At 71.1% G+C, this 19246-nt stretch carries 15 protein-coding genes; 5 read left to right on the plus strand and 10 right to left on the minus strand.

What is annotated here, in order from left to right; translation table 11 throughout:
- Positions 1–5 precede the first annotated feature (5 nt).
- Positions 6–899: a tyrosine recombinase XerC gene (gene xerC, locus ABTV91_RS05565; protein WP_433853612.1), complete on the plus strand. Its 894-nt coding sequence runs from the start codon at positions 6–8 to the stop codon at positions 897–899.
- Positions 900–1007: 108 nt separating this feature from the next.
- The gene (locus ABTV91_RS05570) at positions 1008–1493 is read left to right on the plus strand and encodes a DUF1203 domain-containing protein (RefSeq protein ID WP_433853613.1); all 486 of its coding nucleotides are present in this window, start codon (positions 1008–1010) and stop codon (positions 1491–1493) included.
- Here the strand turns inward: ABTV91_RS05570 and ABTV91_RS05575 are convergent.
- Positions 1478–1921, minus strand: coding sequence for a CopD family copper resistance protein (locus ABTV91_RS05575; protein WP_433853614.1), 444 nt, complete (start codon positions 1919–1921; stop codon positions 1478–1480). The genes ABTV91_RS05570 and ABTV91_RS05575 overlap by 16 nt on opposite strands.
- Positions 1922–2071: 150 nt before the next feature.
- Between ABTV91_RS05575 and hslV the strand changes: the two genes are divergently transcribed.
- Both hslV and hslU read left to right on the plus strand, forming a co-directional pair.
- On the plus strand, positions 2072–2623 hold the full coding sequence (hslV, locus tag ABTV91_RS05580) for an ATP-dependent protease subunit HslV (RefSeq protein ID WP_433853615.1): 552 nt from the start codon (positions 2072–2074) through the stop codon (positions 2621–2623).
- Between the two features lie 111 nt (positions 2624–2734).
- Positions 2735–4111, plus strand: a complete 1377-nt coding sequence (gene hslU / locus ABTV91_RS05585; protein WP_433853616.1) for an ATP-dependent protease ATPase subunit HslU — start codon at positions 2735–2737, stop codon at positions 4109–4111.
- 273 nt (positions 4112–4384) lie between these two features.
- Here hslU and ABTV91_RS05590 read toward each other — a convergent pair whose 3' ends face one another.
- The 9 genes from ABTV91_RS05590 to ABTV91_RS05630 all read right to left on the minus strand — a co-directional run bounded on the left by ABTV91_RS05590 (position 4385) and on the right by ABTV91_RS05630 (position 17852).
- Positions 4385–6166 carry a serine hydrolase gene (locus ABTV91_RS05590; RefSeq protein ID WP_433853617.1) on the minus strand — a complete coding sequence of 594 codons (1782 nt, stop codon included), beginning with the start codon at positions 6164–6166 and terminating at the stop codon, positions 4385–4387.
- A gap of 134 nt (positions 6167–6300) precedes the next feature.
- A complete protein-coding gene (locus tag ABTV91_RS05595) occupies positions 6301–7770 on the minus strand; it encodes an NAD-dependent succinate-semialdehyde dehydrogenase (RefSeq protein ID WP_433853618.1) in 1470 nt (489 codons plus the stop codon).
- On the minus strand, positions 7767–8951 hold the full coding sequence (locus ABTV91_RS05600; RefSeq protein ID WP_433853619.1) for an MFS transporter: 1185 nt from the start codon (positions 8949–8951) through the stop codon (positions 7767–7769). Before ABTV91_RS05600 ends, ABTV91_RS05595 begins: the two co-directional genes overlap by 4 nt.
- Positions 8948–10363 (minus strand): sulfotransferase, encoded by a 1416-nt coding sequence (locus tag ABTV91_RS05605; protein ID WP_433853620.1) that lies wholly within the window; start codon positions 10361–10363, stop codon positions 8948–8950. Before ABTV91_RS05605 ends, ABTV91_RS05600 begins: the two co-directional genes overlap by 4 nt.
- Position 10364: 1 nt before the next feature.
- Positions 10365–12758, minus strand: coding sequence for a TonB-dependent receptor (locus ABTV91_RS05610; protein WP_433853621.1), 2394 nt, complete (start codon positions 12756–12758; stop codon positions 10365–10367).
- A gap of 58 nt (positions 12759–12816) precedes the next feature.
- Positions 12817–13698, minus strand: coding sequence for a carbon-nitrogen hydrolase family protein (locus ABTV91_RS05615; protein WP_433853622.1), 882 nt, complete (start codon positions 13696–13698; stop codon positions 12817–12819).
- An 86-nt stretch (positions 13699–13784) separates the two neighbouring features.
- The gene (locus tag ABTV91_RS05620) at positions 13785–15581 is read right to left on the minus strand and encodes a PLP-dependent aminotransferase family protein (RefSeq protein ID WP_433853623.1); all 1797 of its coding nucleotides are present in this window, start codon (positions 15579–15581) and stop codon (positions 13785–13787) included.
- Positions 15582–15699: 118 nt separating this feature from the next.
- On the minus strand, positions 15700–16983 hold the full coding sequence (gene gabT, locus ABTV91_RS05625; protein ID WP_433853624.1) for a 4-aminobutyrate--2-oxoglutarate transaminase: 1284 nt from the start codon (positions 16981–16983) through the stop codon (positions 15700–15702).
- A 197-nt stretch (positions 16984–17180) separates the two neighbouring features.
- On the minus strand, positions 17181–17852 hold the full coding sequence (locus ABTV91_RS05630) for a TetR family transcriptional regulator (RefSeq protein ID WP_433853625.1): 672 nt from the start codon (positions 17850–17852) through the stop codon (positions 17181–17183).
- A gap of 212 nt (positions 17853–18064) precedes the next feature.
- On the opposite strand from ABTV91_RS05630, the gene ABTV91_RS05635 reads away from it, so the two are divergent.
- Positions 18065–19237 (plus strand): efflux RND transporter periplasmic adaptor subunit, encoded by a 1173-nt coding sequence (locus ABTV91_RS05635; RefSeq protein WP_433853626.1) that lies wholly within the window; start codon positions 18065–18067, stop codon positions 19235–19237.
- Positions 19238–19246 lie beyond the last annotated feature (9 nt).

Consider the following 19246-nt stretch of genomic DNA (forward strand, 5'->3'; position numbering starts at 1 on the left):
CGGCGATGGATGCCGTCGAAGCATTCCTTTCCTACCTGCAGGTCGAGCGGCGCATGTCGGCGCATACGCTCGACGCCTACCGCCGCGACCTCGCCGCGCTGGCGCAGTGGTGCGACACGAACGGTGCCGGCGAACCGCGGGTGCTGGCCACCGAGCAGCTGCGCGAGTTCATCGCCGCCGGGCATCGGCGCGGATTGTCGCCGCGCAGCCTGCAGCGGCGCCTGTCGGCGATCCGCAGCTTCTACGCCTGGCTGTTGAAGAATGGCGCGATCGGCAGCAGCCCCGCCACCGGGCTGCGCGCGCCCAAGGCGCCGCGCAAGCTGCCGCAGGTGCTCGACGCCGACGAGGCGGTGCGGCTGGTCGAACTGCCGACCGACGCGCCGCTGGGCCTGCGCGACCGCGCGCTGCTGGAACTGTTCTATTCCTCCGGCCTGCGCCTGAGCGAACTGTGCGCGCTGCGCTGGCGCGACCTCGACTTCGCCAGCGCGATGGTGCTGGTGCACGGCAAGGGCAACCGCGAGCGCACCGTGCCGGTCGGTTCGCATGCCCTGTCGGCGTTGCAGGCATGGCGCAAGGACAGCGGCGGCAGCGCCGACAGGCCGGTGTTCCCGGGGCGTGGCGGCGGCGCGATCAGCCAGCGCGCGGTGCAGATCCGCATCCGGCAGCTGGCGCAGCGGCAGGGGCTGTTCAAGCACGTGCATCCGCACATGCTGCGGCACAGCTTCGCCAGCCACATCCTGGAGTCCTCCGGCGACCTACGCGGCGTGCAGGAACTGCTCGGCCACGCCGACATCGCCACCACCCAGATCTACACGCACCTGGATTTCCAGCACCTGGCCAAGGTCTACGACGCCGCGCACCCGCGCGCGAAACGGCGCAGCCCGGCCGAGCCGGACTGAGCGCCGGCGTTTCCGCGGCACGGGACCGAATGCGGTGTCCGGATATGGCCGGCAGGCGCGCCATGCCGGCGGCATGCTGCATGCCTGTTCCGCTTCCGTTGCCTCGCCATGGCCGACTTCCTGCTGTCCGGCATCGATCCCGCGCCGCTGCGCCCCCTGTTCGATCTCGATGACGCCGGACTGGCCGCGCATGACGCGGTACGCCGCATCGCCGACAGCGCGCGTGGTTTCCCGTGCCGCATCAGCCTGCGCAATGCCGTCATTGGCGAGGAACTGCTGCTGTTGCCCTACTGGCACCAGCCGGCGGCGTCGCCGTACCGCGCCTGCGGGCCGGTCTTCATCCGCCGCGACGCGGTGCCGGCGCGGCTGGCGGTCAACGAGCTGCCGCCCTATGTCGCGCAGCGCCTGGTTTCCCTGCGCGCCTACGACCACGGCGACTGCATCGTGGCCGCCGAGGTGATGGAAGGCGGGCAGGCCGCCGACTGGCTGCGCCTGCAGCTGGACGATCCGCGCACGGCCTACGTGCATCTGCACAGCGCCCGTCATGGCTGCTACCTGTGCCGGGCCGACCGCGCCGCTCAGGCGCCGAGATAGAACATTCCCTTGGCCAGCAGCACGATGCCGAGCATGTGGCAGAACACGCTGACGTGGATGCGCTGGAAGCGGCGGGCGACGCGCTCGCCGTGGCCGCGCGTGCGCATGGCAACGGCGAAATGGCCCAGCACGCTCAGCGCCAGCGCGATCTTGAGCGTGAGCATCAGCGCGAAGCTGCTGGCCAGCGGCTGCGCCAGCGCCGCGCGGTAATGCCAGACCATGCCCAGGCCGCTGGCGTACAGCACCGCCAGCACCCACGGCATCAGCCGGCGCGCGCGGCGGGCGATGGCCGATTCGACGCGGCGCCGCGTTTCCGCCGACACACGGCCCAGGGCACTGCCGAGGATCAGCACTTCGAAGAACACCGCGCCGACGAACATCAGCGCGGCGGACAGGTGGGCGATGAGCAGCAGCGGGTAGGGAATCACGGCGTTCCTCGCGTGGCCGGGCCACGCCGCCATGATCGTCCCGCCGGCCCTTGCGCCGGTTGACCTGAATCAAGCCGCGGCGGCTTCACCGGCGATGCTTGAACCGCCCGCCGCTGCCCCCATTGTTGCCGGGACACCCCGGAGGCCCCAATGGATCCCAGCCAGAACCCGAATGTTTTCCATGCCACCACCATCTGCTGCGTGCGCCGCGGCGAGCACGTGGCGATCGCCGGCGATGGCCAGGTCACGCTGGGCCACACGGTGATGAAGGGCAACGCGCGCAAGGTGCGCCGGCTCGGCCGCGACGGCCAGGTGCTGGCCGGTTTCGCCGGCGCCGCGGCCGATGCCTTCACCCTGTTCGAACTGTTCGAAGCCAAGCTCGAGAAGCACGGCCAGCTGACCCGCGCGGCGGTGGAGCTGGCCAAGGATTGGCGCACCGAGCGCCGCTTGGGCAAGCTCGAGGCGCTGCTGGCCGTGGCCGACAGGGAGACCTCGCTGATCATCAGCGGCACCGGCGACGTGATCGAGCCGGAGGACGGCATCATCGCCATCGGCTCCGGCGGTTCCTACGCCCTGAGCGCGGCGCGCGCGCTGCTGGCGCATACCGAAATGGACGCGCGCGCGGTGGCGACCGAGGCGATCAACATCGCCGGCGGCATCTGCATCTATACCAACCGCAACGTGGTGGTGGAGGAGTTGTAAGGCGACAGCGGGAATGGGGAGCGGGGAATGAAAGATCCCCTGGCCGTATTCCCTTCCGCGCGCATGCACCTTCCTTCCCTGTTCCCCCTTCCCACTTCCCGGTTTCTCCCCATGACCCACAAGATCGAAGTTTCCTCCGCCACCATGACCCCGCGCGAGATCGTGCAGGAACTGGACCGGCACATCGTCGGCCAGCACGACGCCAAGCGCGCGGTCGCCATCGCCCTGCGCAACCGCTGGCGCCGCATGCAGCTGCCTGCCGAGCTGCGCAACGAGGTGATGCCCAAGAACATCCTGATGATCGGCCCCACCGGCGTCGGCAAGACCGAGATCGCGCGCCGCCTGGCCACCCTGGCCAACGCGCCGTTCGTGAAGGTCGAGGCCACGCGTTTCACCGAGGTCGGCTACGTCGGCAAGGACGTGGAGCAGATCGTGCGCGACCTGGCCGATACCGCGGTCAAGCTGTACCGCGAGCAGGCCAAGGTGCGCGTGCGCACCCAGGCCGAGGAGAAGGCCGAGGACCGCATCCTCGACGCGCTGCTGCCGCGCCGCAGCGCCGGCATCGGTTTCGACCCGGAGGCCGCGCGCAACGAGCCGTCGGCGCAGGACAACGAAACCCGCATCAAGTTCCGGCGCATGCTGCGCAACGGCGAGCTGGACGAGCGCGAGATCGAGTTGGAGGTGGCGGCCAACGTCAGCATGGACATCATGACCCCGCCGGGCATGGAGGAAATGGGCCAGCAGCTGCGTTCGATGTTCGCCAACCTCGGCGGCGGCAAGTCGAACAAGCGCACGCTGACGATCAAGGCCGCGCGCCCGCTGCTGGTGGAGGAGGAGGCCGGCAAGCTGGTCAACGAGGACGACATCCGCAGCGCCGCCATCGAGGCCTGCGAGCAGCACGGCATCGTGTTCATCGACGAGATCGACAAGGTCGCCAAGCGCGGTGATTCGAACTCATCCGGAGGCGATGTTTCGCGCGAAGGCGTGCAGCGCGACCTGCTGCCGCTGGTGGAAGGCTCCAACGTGTCCACCAAGTACGGCACGGTCAAGACCGACCACATCCTGTTCATCGCCTCCGGCGCCTTCCACCTGGCCAAGCCCAGCGACCTGATTCCGGAACTGCAGGGCCGTTTCCCGATCCGCGTGGAACTGGGCGCGCTCAGCAAGAACGACTTCGTGCGCATCCTCACCGAACCGAAGGCCGCGCTGACCAAGCAGTACGAAGCGCTGCTGGCCACCGAGGGCGTCAAGGTGAGTTTCACCGCCGACGCCATCGAGCGCCTGGCCGAGATCGCCTTCCAGGTCAACGAGCGCCAGGAGAACATCGGCGCCCGCCGCCTGCACACGGTGCTGGAACGGCTGCTGGACACGCTCAGCTACGAGGCCCCGGACCGCGACGGCGAGACCCTCGCCATCGACACCGCCTACGTCGACAGCCACCTGGGCGAACTGGTGCAGGACCCGGACCTGAGCCGCTACATCCTGTAACCCGCGCAGCTTCCCTGTAGGAGCGACTTCAGTCGCGATGGAGCTTTCCCGGTAAAGCCCCGTCGCGGCTGAAGTCGCTCCTGCGGCGTTCCGGGGCCGTCATTTCCACGGAATCTCCACACCGCCTGCGTCGACAAGCGCGCCTGGACGAACGCGTAACAGGTACCGGACCGGGCCGCTACCCCCTGTAACCAGCGGCGCAGCTGTCCGTAGGAGCGGCTTCAGCCGCGAACGGGCTTTCCCGGTAATGCCCCATCGCGGCTGAAGCCGCTCCTACGGTGTTTTTGGCTCCGTCATCTCCACGGGTTCCGCGGAGCAGATCGCGCCCAGCTTCACCGCTTCGCGGGCCGGGGCCGCGAAATCTATGGAGGCCAGCTGGGCGTCGTCGGCGACGTTGTACCAGGCCACGCCGTTGGGAAACATCGCCACGGTGATGCCGCCGAAGCCGGACATGAACGGTATCCAGGCCGGCCGCGCGCAGCCGAGTTCGGCCTGCAGGTCGCGCGCCCAGAAGCCGTGCTGGTAGCGGAAGCGGTCGAGCGTGGCGACCTGCAGGCCGCGCCGCGCGGGATCGCGCTGCATCGCCGCGTCGAACAGCGCCGGGTCGAGCACGTCGCGGCCGTCGATGCGGCCCCGCTGCTCGCCGAGGAAACGCGCCAGCCTGGCGAAGTCATCGCCCAGCAGGGTCAGTCCCCAGCCGAAGAACGGTTGCCGCGCCTCGTCGTGGCTGCGGCGGGTGGCGCGCGCGACCGGGCTGAGGCCGAGCGGACCGAGCACGTCGGCCCACAGCACGTCGTCGAACACGTCGTCGCGTTCGCGGCCGGGGATGCGGCGCAGCGCGTCCTGCAACACCGTGCCGAGCAGGTAGGTGTCGGAGGTGTGGTAGACCCAGCGCGTGCCGGGCGCGTCGTGGCGCGGATAGGCTTCGCAGGCGAAGGCCAGCCGCTGCGCATGGCTGTCGGGGTCGAAGAAATCGCGCACGCGCGCGTCGTCCTCGTCGGCCATGTAGGCCGGCGAATCGTAGTGGCCGCTGGCCATGTCCAGCAGGTGCAGGAAGGTCACGCCGCGCCAGCGCTCGCCCTGGCAGCCGCTGGCGCGCGCGTGCGCGGCGACCGGTTGCGTGGCGATGCCGGGATGGAGCCGCTCCAGCCGCATCAGCGCCAGCCCGGCCACCGCCGATTTGGCGACCGAGTACGAAGGCAGCAGCAGCGCGTCGCAGTCCGGATACGCGCCGTGGCGCGTGTGGCAATCGCCGCGGTAGTGGATGCCGTTCGCGACCACGCCGTAGGCGCTGCGCGCGCGGGCGGCGCCGATGGCGAACCGGGCGGGGTCGATGCCGGGATGGTCCTGCGCCAGCGCCGACAGCGGCCGCACCGGCAGGCGCGCGGCGACGTCGCGGCGGTGGCCGGCGACCAGCGCGTCGCGCGCGGCGACAGGGCCGGGCCGGTATTCGGCCTTCAGCATTCCCCATATGTCCAGCTGCAGGTAATGGCAGGTTTCGCTGCTCACCTGCATCGCCGCGTGCGACACCGCGCCGTCGCCGCGGAACAGGAACGTCAGCATGCCGTTGTGGGTGCAGTTGGCATTGCGCTGCACCAGCGCGAACGGGATCGCGGCGCGGCTGTAGCCGCCGTCGCCGGGCTCGTCCCAGACACGGCCTGGTTCGACCGCGAACTCCCACCACGGATGATTGCCCGGCTGGGGGCCGCGCCTGGCCGGGATCAGCGTGTCGCCGTCCTGCACGAAGGCCAGGTCGAAATCCTGCGGCAGCGTGCGCGCCTGCGCGACATCGCCGGCGCCGAGGAAGTCGTCCAGCGCGAGCAGGGTACGGGTGCCGGGCTGCCCACGCAGCCGCAGTCGGCCTTCGAAGCGCTGCGTGGCCGGCTGCGCATCGGGTGTTGGCGTGTAGGCGGACAGGTCGACGGGCTGGCGGTACCTGCCCGACAGCAGGGCGTCGCGATCGAGCAGGTCGCGTGCGTCGGCGCTGGCGACGGCGAGCAGCGCCAGGGCGGCGAATGCAATGGGCAGGAGCCGGTTGGAAGAGGGGGGCTTCACGCTTGCGTTGTTCCCGTTTCGTGCTGCCGTGGTGTCTGTGGCTTCGTTCCTGCCCTCACCCCAACCCCTCTCCCCTCGGGAGAGGGGCCAAAAGGCCTTCTCCGGAAAGGTGGCCAGAGGGTGGAAGAGGGGCGTCAGATGCCGCCGAGGCAGACGTATTTCAGCTCGGTGTAGTCGTGCAGGCCGTGCCGCGAGCCTTCGCGGCCGACGCCGGACTGCTTGATGCCGCCGAATGGCGCGACTTCGGTGGAGATCAGCCCGGTGTTGACGCCGACGATGCCGCATTCCAGCGCCTCGGCGACGCGGAAGGCGCGGGCGAGGTCGCGGGTGTAGAAGTAGCCGGCCAGCCCGGCCTCGGTGTCGTTGGCGAGCGCGATGGCCTGCTGCTCGCTGCCGAAGCGGAACAGCGGCGCGACCGGGCCGAAGGTTTCCTCCTGGGCGATGCGCATGCCGGCGGTCACGTCCAGCAGCACGGTCGGCTCGAAGAAGGTGCCGCCCAGCGCATGCGGTTTGCCGCCCAGCGCCACGCGCGCGCCCTTGGCCTGCGCGTCGGCGACGTGTTCCTGCACTTTCTCCAGTGCCTTGGCATCGATCAACGGACCCTGGTCGGTAGGACCGGCAAGACCGTCGCCGACGCGCAGCTTCTCCACCGCCGCGCACAGCCTGGCGGCGAAGGCGTCGTACACGGCCTCGTGCACGAACAGGCGGTTGGCGCAGACGCAGGTCTGCCCGGTGTTGCGGAACTTGCTGGCGATGGCGCCTTCCACCGCGGCGTCGAGGTCGGCGTCGTCGAACACGATGAACGGCGCGTTGCCGCCCAGTTCCAGCGAGACGCGCTTCATGCCGTCGGCGCATTGCGCCATCAACCGCTTGCCGACGCCCGTGGAGCCGGTGAAGCTGAGCTTGCGCACCTGCGGGTTGGACGTCATCTCGCCGCCGATGGCGGCCGCGTCGCTGCCGGTGACGATGTTGAGCACGCCCGCCGGCAGGCCGGCGCGTTCGGCCAGCACCGCCAGCGCCAGCGCCGAGAAGGGCGTCTGCAGCGCCGGCTTGCACACCACGGTACAGCCGGCGGCCAGCGCCGGGCCCAGCTTGCGGCCGAGCATGGCCGAGGGAAAGTTCCACGGCGTGATCGCCGCGACCACGCCCACCGGCTGGCGCAGCACCATGATGCGCTTGTCGGCGGCGTGGCCGGGAATGGTCTCGCCGTACATGCGTTTGGCTTCCTCGCCGAACCACTCGATGAAGCTGGCCGAGTACGCCACTTCGCCCTTGGCCTCGGCCAGCGGCTTGCCCTGTTCGGCGGTCATCAGCAGGGCGAGATCGTCCTGGTGCTCCATCATCAGCTGGTACAGCCGGCGCAGCACCTGCGCGCGCTCCTTCGCGGTCTTCTTCGACCAGGCGGGGAAGGCGGCGTGCGCGGCGGCGATGGCGCGGCGGGTTTCGGCCGCGCCCATGTCCGGTACGGTGCCGAGCACGGCGCCGGTGGCCGGGTTGGCGACCTCGCAGGTGGCGCCGCTGTCGGCGGCCTGCCATTGCCCGTCGATGAGGCAGTGCGTGCGCAGCAGGTCGGAATCGGCCAGCGGGAGAGCAGGGGTGTTCATGTGTCGGTTTCCAGGGTGTCGATGCGCCGTGCGGCGGCCAGCGTCGCCACGCCGGACAGGACCAGCGCGACGATCGCCACCGCGATCAGCAGGTTGAAGTCGTCATGGGCCAGCAGCCCGCCGGCCAGCATCGGGCCGGAGGCCAGCCCGAGCTTGGAGACGAAGCCGCCGAGTGTGGCCAGCCGGCCCGAGCCGTCCAGCCGCGAAAGCATGCCGAACAGGTAGGGCACCACGAACGACCAGGTGATGGCGGTGCCGACGTTGGCGATGAAGTACACCGGCGCGGCCGCGCTCCAGAAGAACCCGGCGGTGCCGGCCAGGGTGAGCAGCAGCGCCACCAGCAGCGGCCGCAGGCGGCCGAAACGGGTGCCCATGACGATCACCAGCCCGGCGCCGGCCGCGCCGATCCACGTTGCCCAGCCCAGCGCCTGGCCGATGAAGTCGCGGTGCAGCTGCGCGTGTTCGCCGAGGCGGATGATGAAGGCCGACAGCGCCATGTTGCCGCCCTGGAACAGGAACAGCGCCAGCAGCGCGAACAGGGCGGTGGCGCGCGCCGATGCCGGCAGCCGGATGCCCGCGCTGGCCTGCGCCGATGGCGCCGGGTCCAGTCGCGGGATCGCCGCCAGCGCCACCAGCGCGCAGGCGGTCAGCGCGGCCAGCGACAGGAACAGGATGCGCGCGCCGTACTCGGGCACCAGCGTCGGCAGGAACATCACGCCCAGTCCGCCGAGGCCGAACTGCACCAGCAGCAGCATGCCGAAGGCGCGGTCGGGCGAGCGGGTGCGGGCGATGACCGAATAGGCCACGCCCACCGCCATGCCGCCGACGAAACCGTGCAGCGCGCGCAGCGCGGTGAGCACGGCGGGGTCGCGCACCGGGGTGGAGCCGAGGTCGAGCAGGAGCAGCAGCGACAGCAGCGCGAACAGCGCCGGCCGCCAGGCGACGCGCCGCACCAGCAGCACCGCGGCGAAGCTGCCGGCGCTGGCGCCATAGATGTTGGCCGCGCCGACCATGCCGGCCTGCGGGTTGCTGAAACCCAGCGCGGTGACCAGGCCATCGACGATGGCGGCCATGATGTTGACGTAGAAGAAGCCGGCGGTGGCGACCAGCGCCAGCAGGGCGTACAGCCACAGCCTGTCGGTGGCCGCCGCGCGGACGGCGGCGTGCGGCGCGGTGGTCATGACGTGGCTCCGGCGTGCGTGGCGGCCGGCGCGTCGTCGATGCGCACCCCGGCGTTCTCGAAGTGCCGGCGCAGCGGCGCCAGTTCGCGTTCGTAGCGCCGCCACAGGCCGACCGAGGAGCGGTAGATCGGCTGCCGCACCTGCGCCGCGCTGGCGGTCAGGGTCGGCTGCGGATTGCGCTCGAAATGCAGGCAGGCGTCGTCCCAGGCCAGCCCGGCGTGCGCGAGCAGGCGCCGGCTCACCGCTTCCTGGTCGTCGACCAGCGCCTCGTAGTCGATCTCGAGGAAGCGGTCCGGTGGCAGCAGCGCGCGCCAGTGCGCCATCAGCGCGTCGTAGCCCAGCCAGTAGCGCGCCAGGTCGTCCAGGTCGTAGGAGAACGGGTAGGCCATGCGGAACAGCGTCTTGTACATGGCATAGCAGGCGTCCATGGGATTGCGCCGCAGGTGCACGATGCGCGCTTGCGGCAGGGCCGCGGCGACCAGCGCCAGGTACAGGAAGTTGCCGGGCGTCTTGTCGACCACCCGCGCCGGCGCGCCGGCCGGCAGGGTGGCGGCGTAGTCGCGGCCGAGCGCGGCGAAATCGGCGCGCGCCGAGCGCCGCACCAGTTCGGCCTTGTTGGCGGCCGGGCTGGCGGCGCGTACCACCGCCTGCGCCAGGTCGGCGCTTTCGCCGCGGCTGGCCACCGCCGGATGCGCGCCGAGGATGCGGTCCACCAGCGTGGTGCCGCTGCGCGGCAGGCCGACGACGAACAGCGGGCGGGCATCGCCGTGGCCGGCGTGGGCGCGCGCGAAGAAGCTGCCGCCGAAGGTGTCGGCGATCAGCCGCATCGTTTCCAGATCGTCCTCGACCCGGTACTGCATGCGTTGCCGGCGTGCATCGGCGCCACGTTTGAGCGCGGCGAAGGCGGCGGCGTGGTCGCCCAGGTCTTCCTGCTCCTTGGACAGCGCGTAGTCCAGCGCGATGTGGGCTTCGTCCTCGGCCGGCAGCTGCGCCCGCTGCGCTTCGAGCTGCGCGACGTGGTTGCGCTGCGGTGTCTGCCGGCGCAGCGTGGCGCGGTTGTACCAGGCGTCGGCATCCTGCGGCGCCAGTTCGATCACCCGGTCCAGCGTCGCCTCGGCCTCGTCCAGCCGCCCCAGCGCGGTCAACGCGGTGGCGTGGTTGTAGAGGCTGGGCGGATCGTCCGGCTGCAGCGCGCGCGCCTGCGCGTAGCAGTGCGCGGCCTCGTGGTGCAGGCCGAGCAGGGTGTAACGCAGCCCCAGCTCCTGCAGCAGCGCCGGCTGCCCGGCGGCAACGCCGGACAGGACCTGCATCGCGGCGATGCACGCCTCGCGCTGGCCCGAACGGTGGTGCTGGTCGATCCGCCGCAGGGCATCGAGGACGGTTGCTGGAGCGGTCGGGCGCGCGCTGGGCATGTCAGAAACGGTAGCTGAAACTGACGCCGACGGTGCGCGGCAACGCCACCAGCGCCTTGGAGCCGTTGCCGTAGTAGCCCTCGGCCGGCGCGGTGCCCATGTACTGCTCGGTGTAGATGCCGCTGATGCCCTGCTCGTTGGTCAGGTTCTTCAGCCACAGCGTGGTGTCCCAGTTGCCTTGGCTCCAGGTCGCCGAGGCGTTGAAGATCGGGAAGCCGTCCAGCGTGCGCCGGTACTTGGGATTGAGGCTGAGCGCGTTCTGTGATTCGGACTGGTAGTAGGCATCCGCGCGCAGGGTCAGCAGGCCGCCGCCGATGGGAATGCCGTAGCTGCCGGCGGCGTTGTAACGGTGCTTCGGCACGCCGGGCAGGACATCGCCCTTGTGCCCGTAGAGGTAGCTGCCATCCACCGCCACCGCGTCGGCTTCCAGCTGCGCCTTGGTCCAGGTGTAGCCGAGGCTGTAGCCGAAGCCGGTGCCGATGCCGCCGGCCAGTTCCAGCTCGACGCCGCGGGTGCTGGCCTTGGGGGCGTTCTGCACCGCGAAGAAACCCCAGTTGGTGGTCGAGCTGTTGACCTGCGGGTCCTTCCAGTCGACGTAGAACAGGTTGGCGTTGTAGGTGTGGCGGCCGACGCGCCCCTTCACGCCCAGCTCGTGGTTGCGCACGGTGTCGGAGCGGTAGGTGGTCCAGGCGCGGTTCTCGGCGAAGTTGCCGGTGGTCGGCGTGCCGTTGGTGCCGCCGCGCCGGTAGCCTTCGGAGACGGTGGCGTAGAGCTGGTTGTCGGCGTCGAAGGACCACGATGCATTGCCCTTGAACAGGGTGCGGGTATCGCGCTCGCTGCCGTGCGACTGCGAGCTGTCCACGATCGATGCCCAGTTGCTGGTGGTCTGCGCCACCGAGGTGTCGGCGTCGTGGCGGAAATGGCGGAAGCCGCCGGTGAACTGCAGGCGTTCGCTGGCGTGCCAGGTCAGTTCGCCGTACAGCGCGGTTTCCTTGAAGCGCTCGTCCTGGTGGTAATCGAAGTCCACGTCGCCGGTCACCGCCGCCTTCGCGCCGGGGAAGGCCGCGTCCCACCAGCGCTTGAAGCCGCGCAGGTAGCTGACCTGCGTGGCGAAGCGCTTCTGGTCCTGGTAGTAGGCGCCGAGCACGTAGTCGAAGGCGCCGCCGGTCTGCGAGGTCAGCCGCAGTTCCTGGGTGAAGGCCTTCTCGCCGTAGCCGCGCACCGCCGAAGCCATCGGCCGCGGGTAGTTGTAGTAGAAGCCGAGCCAGCCGTTCTGCGCATAGAAGCCGGTGTTCTCGCTGGTGATGTCGCCTTCGTGGTTGTAGTGCGAGGTGCTGGAAGTCAGGGTGGCGAAGCCGAGGTCGATGTTGGCTTCCAGGCTGGTCAGGTTGACGTGGCGCGCGGCCGGTTCCCGTTGCACGGAGCCGACTTCCAGGTCGCGGTAGGGCACCCCCCAGCCGTCCTTGCCCAGGCTGGTGGCGCGGCGGCCGCCGAAGCGGTCGGCCTGCGCCATGTAGCTCAAGGTGAGGTCGAAGCGGTCGCTGGGCTTGAACAGCAGCGAAGCGCGGCCGTAGTTCTGGCGCACGAAATCGGCGTCGCGGCGGTTCTCGTATTCGGCGGTATCGGCAAGCACGCCGTCGGGTGCAGTCGGCAGGCCGTTGCTGTCGAGCTTGTAGACGTTGCGGTAGTCGGTGGCGCCGGGGAAATCATTGCGGGTGACGTTCAGGCGCATCGCCACCGTGTCCGACAGCGGCACGTTGAGCATCGCCGAGCCCGAGTGGCCGATACCGCTGGACCCATCGACGCTGGAGGCGCTGTAGCCCAGGCGCGCATCGAAGCCGCCCAGGTCGGGCTGGCGCAGCAGGAAGCGCACCGCGCCACCCAGCGCGCCGGAGCCGTACAGCGTGCCCTGCGGGCCGCGCAGCACTTCCACACGGTCGATGTCCGAGAGCAGGAAGTTGGCGAACAGCGGGGTCTTGTCCACGTAGGTCGCCACGGTGGACATCGCCGACACCGCATAGTCGCCCAGCGCGGAGCTGTCCACGTTGAGGCCGCGGATGCGGATGCCGCTGACCACGCTGGAGTTGCGCGCGCCGCGGTCCACCACCGCCACGCCGGCCACGCCGCGCATCAGCTCGGCGGTGTCCAGGATGTTCTGCTGCTCGATGGCCTCGCCGGACACGGCGCTGATGTTGTAGGGCACCGCCACGATGTCCTGCTCGCGGCCCTGCGCGGTGACGACGATGCGGTCCAGGTCGGTGGTCTGCTCTTCTGCCTTGGCGCCGGCCTGCTGGGCGAAGGCCGGCGCGTGCGCGAGCAGGCCGGCGAAGATCGCGGCGGCCAGCGGCCGGACGCGCGGTGGGCGATGGGTGCTGCGTGCATGTTCGTGGTTCATTTTCTCGGCCTCCCCGGCAAAAGAAAGAATCGTGGAACGTGGCGGAAGTGCAACGCGGTCAGTCGCGGCCGGGCAGCCGCAGCGGCCCGAGCGCATCGAGTGCAGCCGACGGCGCGCGCGCGGCGCCATAGGCAGGAAATGCCAGCGGATGGTCGCGGAAGCTCTTCAGCGGCTGCCCCAGCCCCTGCCAGCCGTGCTCGCGGCAGCGCTGCAGGTGGGCGAAGTCCACTTCGAAGGCGATGACCTCGCGGCTGCTGCCGGCCTGGTGGACGACCTCGCCGCCTGGGCCGCAGACCACCGAGCGGCCCACGCCCAGCTCGCCGGCGACGTTGATGTCCACGAAGTAGCACTGGTTGGTGGCGGCGCTGGCGCGGGCGATGGCGATCTCCACCTCGCGGTCGACGGTGTTGGTCATGGTCGGGTGCAGAATCACTTCGGCGCCCAGCATCACCAGCGAGCGCGTGGTTTCCGGGAACCACATGTCGTAGCAGATCGACACGCCGAAGCGGCCGGCCCCGGGCACGTCGAACACCACGAACTCCTCGCCCGGAGCGATGCCGCGTTCGTAGGGTTCGAACGGGTACAGCTTGCGGTGGCGCGCGATCACGCGACCCTGCGGGTCGATCACCGGCGTGGTGTTGAACACCGCCTCGCCGTGCTGTTCGTACAGCGAACCGGGCACCAGCCACAGCCCGTGCTCGCGCGCCAGATCGCAGAAGAACTGCTCGGCGCCGCCGGGCAGCGGTTGCGCGAAGCACGGGTTGGCGCCGTAGCCGCACAACTCGCCGAGCAGCACCATGCGTACCCAGGGGAAGCGCCGCGCGACCGCGCCGACCTCGGCGGCGATGCGCGGCAGGTTGTCGCCCGACGCCATGGCCAGTTGCAACCCGGCGATGCCGAACGTGCCGCGCTGGCTGCCGGTATGTGCTGATGCCTGCAAGGTGGTTCCCCGTGGTATGGCCGACACTTCGACGGTAGGGGCTGCAGGCGGGCGCGCTTAGAGCCAGTCCGGGGAAATCGATGGGGTCAGTCGCGGGGACGCGCGCGGCCCGGGCGGGTCAGCACCGCGGTATCGGCGAGCAGGCCATCCTCGCCGTACAGGCGCAGCTGGTCGCCATCGAGCACCAGCGCGTAGCCGGCGGCTTCGCCGTAGGCCCATTGCCGCCACTGCCGGTACCAGCGGTCGTCCTCGATCCACCAGTGGCCGCTGTCGCAGTCCTCGCCGGCGTAGCCGGCGGTGCCGGCCAGGGTGCCGTCGGCGCGGATCTCCAGCGTGCACGGCTCGCCGTAGACGGTGTTGTAGAGCCAGTGCGCGCCGTTCATGGCGCGGCGCAGCGCTTTGCTGCGCAGCGGCGGCAGGTCGTCCTCGATGCGCCGGGTGGCCGGGGCCAGGTCGCCGCGCACCAGCCGCGACAGGGTGCGTACGCCTTCGCGGATCTGCGCCGCGGCGATGCCGGTCACGCCCATGCGCAGGACCTGGCGGCCATCGCCCAGCTGCAGCGGTTCCACCAGTACGCCGATGCCGGCCGCGTGCCGTGCCAGTTCGCGCGCGTCGGTGCCGGCCGGCACGCTGACGTCGTAGGCGCTGGCGCCGGGCGTGGTGTCGATGGCGACGAATTCGTGCAGGTAGTGGTTCAGCGCGTCGCGCAGGGCGGTGCGGCGCTCGGCCAGGCGCCGCCCGGCGCGCACCAGCGCGGCCGAGTAATGGCCCATGCCGATGAAGTACGCCCAGCTGCGCTGTACCAGCCAGGGCAGGGTGGTGCCACGGTTGCGCCGCAGCTGGCGCGCGCGCTCGATGAAGGCGCTGGCCGCCACCAGCACCGCCGGCGGTTCGCCACAGGCCACCACCGGCGACAGGCTGGCGACGTGGATCACCCGCCCGTCCTGGTCGAAGGCGCGCAGCGCCGGCGCCACGCGCTCGGCGCCGGGTACGTCGGGCGGCACGTCGTGCTCGATCAGCACCGCGTCGGCGGCGGCCAGCGCGTCGAGCAGCTGCCGTGGCCGCGGCGAACCGGCGGCGAACGCGCGGCGGCCGCTGCCGACCACCACTGCGCCGGGCGGCAGCGGCTGGCGCAGCGTCGGGTCCAGCGTGGAGATGTCGGCATGGCGTTCGCGCATGCGCCGCTCGAACTCGGGGTCGGCCGGCTGTTCCAGCACCACCGGGGTGCCGCGCCGCACCAGCAGTTCGCCGGCCAGCTGCAGCGCGTGGCGGCAGGACAGCGCCATCAGCAGTTCGTCGGCGCCGGCCTGGATGCCGCGCATCGGCAGCACCTTGCCGCGGATTTCCTCGGTGAGCGCGGGGTCGTCGCCGTCGCCGGCGTCCTGGTTCCACTGCTGCAGTTCGTGGCGCGAACCGGCCAGCCGCAATGCCTCGCGCCATTCGACCACCGGCGTGAGTTCGGCATCGACGCGGCCGTCGATGAAGGGAAACGGGTAGCGGTGCCAGTGCTGCGGGCAGCGGAAGCCCGTTTCCTCGGCGACGGACGGCAGGCGCGTGGCCAGCGCCGAGGCCGGCTCGCCGCCGCGCTGGCGGGTGCCGATGCGGCCGGCGGCGACGTCCGGGGCGATGAAGATGCCGCTGCGCGGGCGGCTGACCAGGTGGCCCTCGGCCAGCAGCGCGTCGTAGGTGAGGCTGACGGTGTTGCGCGATACGCCGATGCGTGTGGCCAGGTGGCGCGAGGACGGCAGCCGCTGGTCCGGGCGCAGCACGCCGCAGTGGATGGCATCGACCAGCTTCTGCCGCAACTGCAGCTGCAGGCTCAGCGGCGCGGCCGGGTCCAGGGCCAGGTTGAGCAGGTCGAGGCTGCGCGTTTCGGATTTCATCGGCGGCGTGCTCCGGAGGCCGCTGCCCGTCGTCGGGCAGGGCGGGCGGGTTTCACCGAGGGTAGCCGCGCCGCCGCCATGGACGCGAGCCCGGCCGCCGCGGCGGCCGGGACACGGCTCACGCGGGCGTCTGCAGCGCCTGTTCCAGCAGGTCCAGTCCTTCGTCCAGCACGGTTTCGGGAATGGTCAACGGGAACAGCAGGCGGATCGCCTCGCCGCGGCTGCCGCAGCCCAGCAGCGCGAGCCCCAGCGCGTGCGCGCGGCGCAGCACCGCCTGGGCGGCGGCCGGATCGGGTTCGCCGCTGGCGCGCGCGGCGAGCAGGTCGAAGGCGATCATCGCGCCGCGGCCGCGCACGTTGCCGATCGGGCGCAGGTCGGTGCGCGCGGCGAAGCCATGCAGGCGTTCGAGGGTGCGCGCGCCGATGGCGCGTGCGCGCTCGGCCAACCGCTCCTCGGCGATCACGTCCAGCACCGCCAGCGCGGCGGCGCAGGCCACCGGCGAGCCGGCGTAGGTACCGCCCAGCCCGCCCGGATCGACCGCATCCATCACCTCGGCGCGGCCGATCACCCCGGACAGCGGGAAGCCGCCGGCCAGCGACTTGGCGACCGTGATCAGGTCCGGCTTCACCCCGGAATGCTCGATGCCGAACATGCGCCCGGTACGGGCGAAGCCGGTCTGCACCTCGTCGGCGATCAGCAGGATGCCGTGGCGGTCGGCGATTGCGCGCAGCGCCTGCAGCAGTTCGGTCGGCGCGGCATGGAAGCCGCCTTCGCCCTGCACCGGCTCGATGATGATGGCGGCCACCTCGTCGGCGGCGACGTCGGCGCGGAACAGCTGCTCCAGCGCCTGCAGGCTGTCGGCCACGCCGATGCCGTGGTGTTCGACCGGGAACGGCAGGTGATGCACCTCGCCCGGCAGCGGGCCGAAGCCGCGTTTGTACGGCGCGGTCTTGCCGGTCAGCGCCATCGCCATGAAGCTGCGGCCGTGGAAGCCGCCGGCGAACGCCACCACGGCGCGGCGGCCGGTGGCCGCGCGGGCGATCTTGATGGCGTTCTCCACCGCCTCGGCGCCGGTGGACAGCAGCAGGGTCTTGGCCGGACCGGCGATGGGGGCGATGGCATTCAGGCGCTCGGCCAGCGCGATGTAGGACTCGTAGGCCGACACCTGGAACGCGGTGTGGGTGAAGCGCTCCAGCTGCGCCTGTACCGCGGCCATGATCCGCGGGTGGCGGTGGCCGGTGTTGGTGACGGCGATGCCGGCGGCGAAGTCGATGTAGCGCCGGCCTTCCACGTCCCACAGCTCCGCGTTCTCCGCGCGCGCGGCGAAGATGCCCATGGCCGAGCCGATGCCGCGCGGCACGCTGGCCGCACGGCGCTGCAGCAGATCCGAATTCGTCGTCATGTCTTCCTCCTGGTGGCCGCAGCGTGCGGCGGCGCACCGGAGGCGCATAGCGCCAGTTGCACGGGAGGGGTGGGGCCAGTGGCGGCCGGGGCGGTCGCGGCCTCCGCGCCGCCGGCGCATCGAGCGGCGGAAAGGAGGGGCCGGAGGCGCCGCATCGGCCCGGGGCGATGGCGCGACGTCTTGGCCGTTCGGTCCGGTCAGGCGTCCCAGCCGGCGCTGTCGGCCTCTTCCGGGAACACGCCCGGCTGGAAGACGTCCTCGCGCACGTAGGCCTGCAGCACCACGTCCATCACCATCAACCCGTCGCGCTCCAGGTCGTATTCCTCCGGCTGCGCCATGGCGTTGTACAGCGCGCCGGTCAGGCTGATGTGCAGCATGCGGCTGGCGGTGGCGGCGTCGACGCCGGGGCGCAGCTGGCCCAGCTCGCGCGCCCGTTCCAGCGCGCGGGTGACCATGTCCAGTTCCTCCTGCGAGTTCTGGCGCTGCATGGCCTGGATGCTCTGGCTCTCGCTGGACTGCTCGCAGCGCAGCAGGATCTCCATCAGGCTGCGCTGGCGCGGGTCGCCGGCCAGTTCCGCCAGCGACACGCGGATGACCGCCCGCAGGTCCTGGATCGGCGTCTGCCGCTGCGGCGCGTAGGTGCGCTGCAGGCGCTGCACGAAGGGCAGGCGGTCGCGCTCGATCATCGCTTCCAGCACTTCGGTCTTGTTCTTGAAGTGCCAGTACACCGCGCCACGGGTATAGCCGGCGCGCGCGGCGATCATCGCCAGCGTGGTGCCGACCACGCCGTGTTCGTGGAAACAGGCGACCGCCGCGTCGAGGATGCCCTCGCGCGTCGCCTGCGCGTCTTCCTTGCTCTTACGCGCCATCGCCCTGCCGTTGTGCACAGCTCATGTGAAACATGTCTGAATTCTAGCAATTTACAAACAGTCATGCATGTATGTATTCTTCCGCGCTCTTTTCCGTCATCCGATCGCGGTAATGTGCGCGGGTTTCCCTGCGCGCTGCCGCTGGCCGCCCGCTCCCCGGAGCGGAGCCGGCCGGGTCGCATGGCTTCCCCTTCCTGCCGAGTCTGCCCGCCATGAGCCGATCGATCCTCCGCCCTGTCCTCCTGTCACTGCTGGTCGCCGGCGCCCTGGCCGCATGCGGGGGGCAGCCGCCGCAACAGGCCGGCGGCCCCGGGCAGGTCACCGTCGTTACCCTGAAGGCCGAGCCGGTCACCCTGACCCGCGAACTGGCCGGCCGCGCCACCGGCTACCAGGTGGCCGAGGTGCGGCCGCAGGTCAGCGGCATCGTCGCCAGGCGCCTGTTCACCGAGGGCAGCCTGGTCAAGCAGGGCCAGCCGCTGTATCAGCTCGACGATGCCGCCTACCGCGCCCAGGCCAACAGCGCCCGCGCGCAGCTGGCCCGCGCCGAAGCCAGCGCCAGCGCCGCGCGCCTGGCCGCGCGCCGCAGCAGCGAGCTGGTCAAGAGCAGGGTCATCAGCGTGCAGGACGACGAGAACGCGCAGGCCGCGTGGAAGCAGGCCGAGGCCGACGTCGGCGCCGCCCGCGCCGCGCTGGACGCGGCCAACGTGACCCTGGGCTACGCCCGCATCACCGCGCCGATCAGCGGCCAGATCGGCAAGTCCACCGTCACCCAGGGCGCGTTGGTCAGCGCCGGCCAGGCCGAGGCGCTGGCCACGATCAACCAGCTCGACCCGATCTACATCGACGTCAGCCAATCCTCGGCCGAGCTGCTGCAGCTGCGCCGCGAACTGGCCGCCGGCCGCCTGAAGGGCGCCTCCGAACTGCCGGTGGACATCGTGCTGGAAGACGGCAGCACCTATGCCCACAAGGGCACGCTGGAGTTCTCCGAGGTCAGCGTCGACCCGGGCACCGGCAGCTACGGCCTGCGCGTGCGCGTGGACAACCCCGACCAGGTGCTGATGCCGGGCATGTTCGTGCGCGCGGTACTGGGCAGCGGCGTGCGCCAGGACGCGCTGCTGGTGCCGATGCAGGGCATCGCCCGCGACCCGCGCGGCAACGCCAGCGCGATGGTCGTGGACGGCGAGGGCAAGGTGGCGCTGCGCCAGGTCACCGTCAGCCGCGCCATCGGCGACAAGTGGCTGGTGGAGGACGGCCTGAAGGCCGGCGACAAGGTCATCGTCGAGGGCCTGCAGAAGATCGGCCCCGGCATGCCGGTGCAGGCCACCGAGAAGGGCGCCGAAGCCGCCAAACCCGCCACGCCGGCCGCGCCGGCGGCCAGGCAGTAAGCGGAGACA

It is taken from the genome of Stenotrophomonas nitritireducens, assembly GCF_050984405.1.
GTDB classification, from domain to species: Bacteria; Pseudomonadota; Gammaproteobacteria; order Xanthomonadales; family Xanthomonadaceae; genus Stenotrophomonas; species Stenotrophomonas nitritireducens_B.

Bases quoted from the DNA above. Each gene is read 5' to 3' on its own strand.
- xerC (WP_433853612.1), top strand. From the start codon at position 6: ATGGATGCCGTCGAAGCATTCCTTTCCTACCTGCAGGTCGAGCGGCGC.
- ABTV91_RS05570 (WP_433853613.1), top strand. From the start codon at position 1,008: ATGGCCGACTTCCTGCTGTCCGGCATCGATCCCGCGCCGCTGCGCCCC.
- hslV (WP_433853615.1), top strand. From the start codon at position 2,072: ATGGATCCCAGCCAGAACCCGAATGTTTTCCATGCCACCACCATCTGC.
- hslU (WP_433853616.1), top strand. From the start codon at position 2,735: ATGACCCACAAGATCGAAGTTTCCTCCGCCACCATGACCCCGCGCGAG.
- ABTV91_RS05595 (WP_433853618.1), bottom strand. From the start codon at position 7,770: ATGAACACCCCTGCTCTCCCGCTGGCCGATTCCGACCTGCTGCGCACG.
- ABTV91_RS05600 (WP_433853619.1), bottom strand. From the start codon at position 8,951: ATGACCACCGCGCCGCACGCCGCCGTCCGCGCGGCGGCCACCGACAGG.
- ABTV91_RS05605 (WP_433853620.1), bottom strand. From the start codon at position 10,363: ATGCCCAGCGCGCGCCCGACCGCTCCAGCAACCGTCCTCGATGCCCTG.
- ABTV91_RS05610 (WP_433853621.1), bottom strand. From the start codon at position 12,758: ATGAACCACGAACATGCACGCAGCACCCATCGCCCACCGCGCGTCCGG.
- ABTV91_RS05620 (WP_433853623.1), bottom strand. From the start codon at position 15,581: ATGAAATCCGAAACGCGCAGCCTCGACCTGCTCAACCTGGCCCTGGAC.
- gabT (WP_433853624.1), bottom strand. From the start codon at position 16,983: ATGACGACGAATTCGGATCTGCTGCAGCGCCGTGCGGCCAGCGTGCCG.
- ABTV91_RS05630 (WP_433853625.1), bottom strand. From the start codon at position 17,852: ATGGCGCGTAAGAGCAAGGAAGACGCGCAGGCGACGCGCGAGGGCATC.
- ABTV91_RS05635 (WP_433853626.1), top strand. From the start codon at position 18,065: ATGAGCCGATCGATCCTCCGCCCTGTCCTCCTGTCACTGCTGGTCGCC.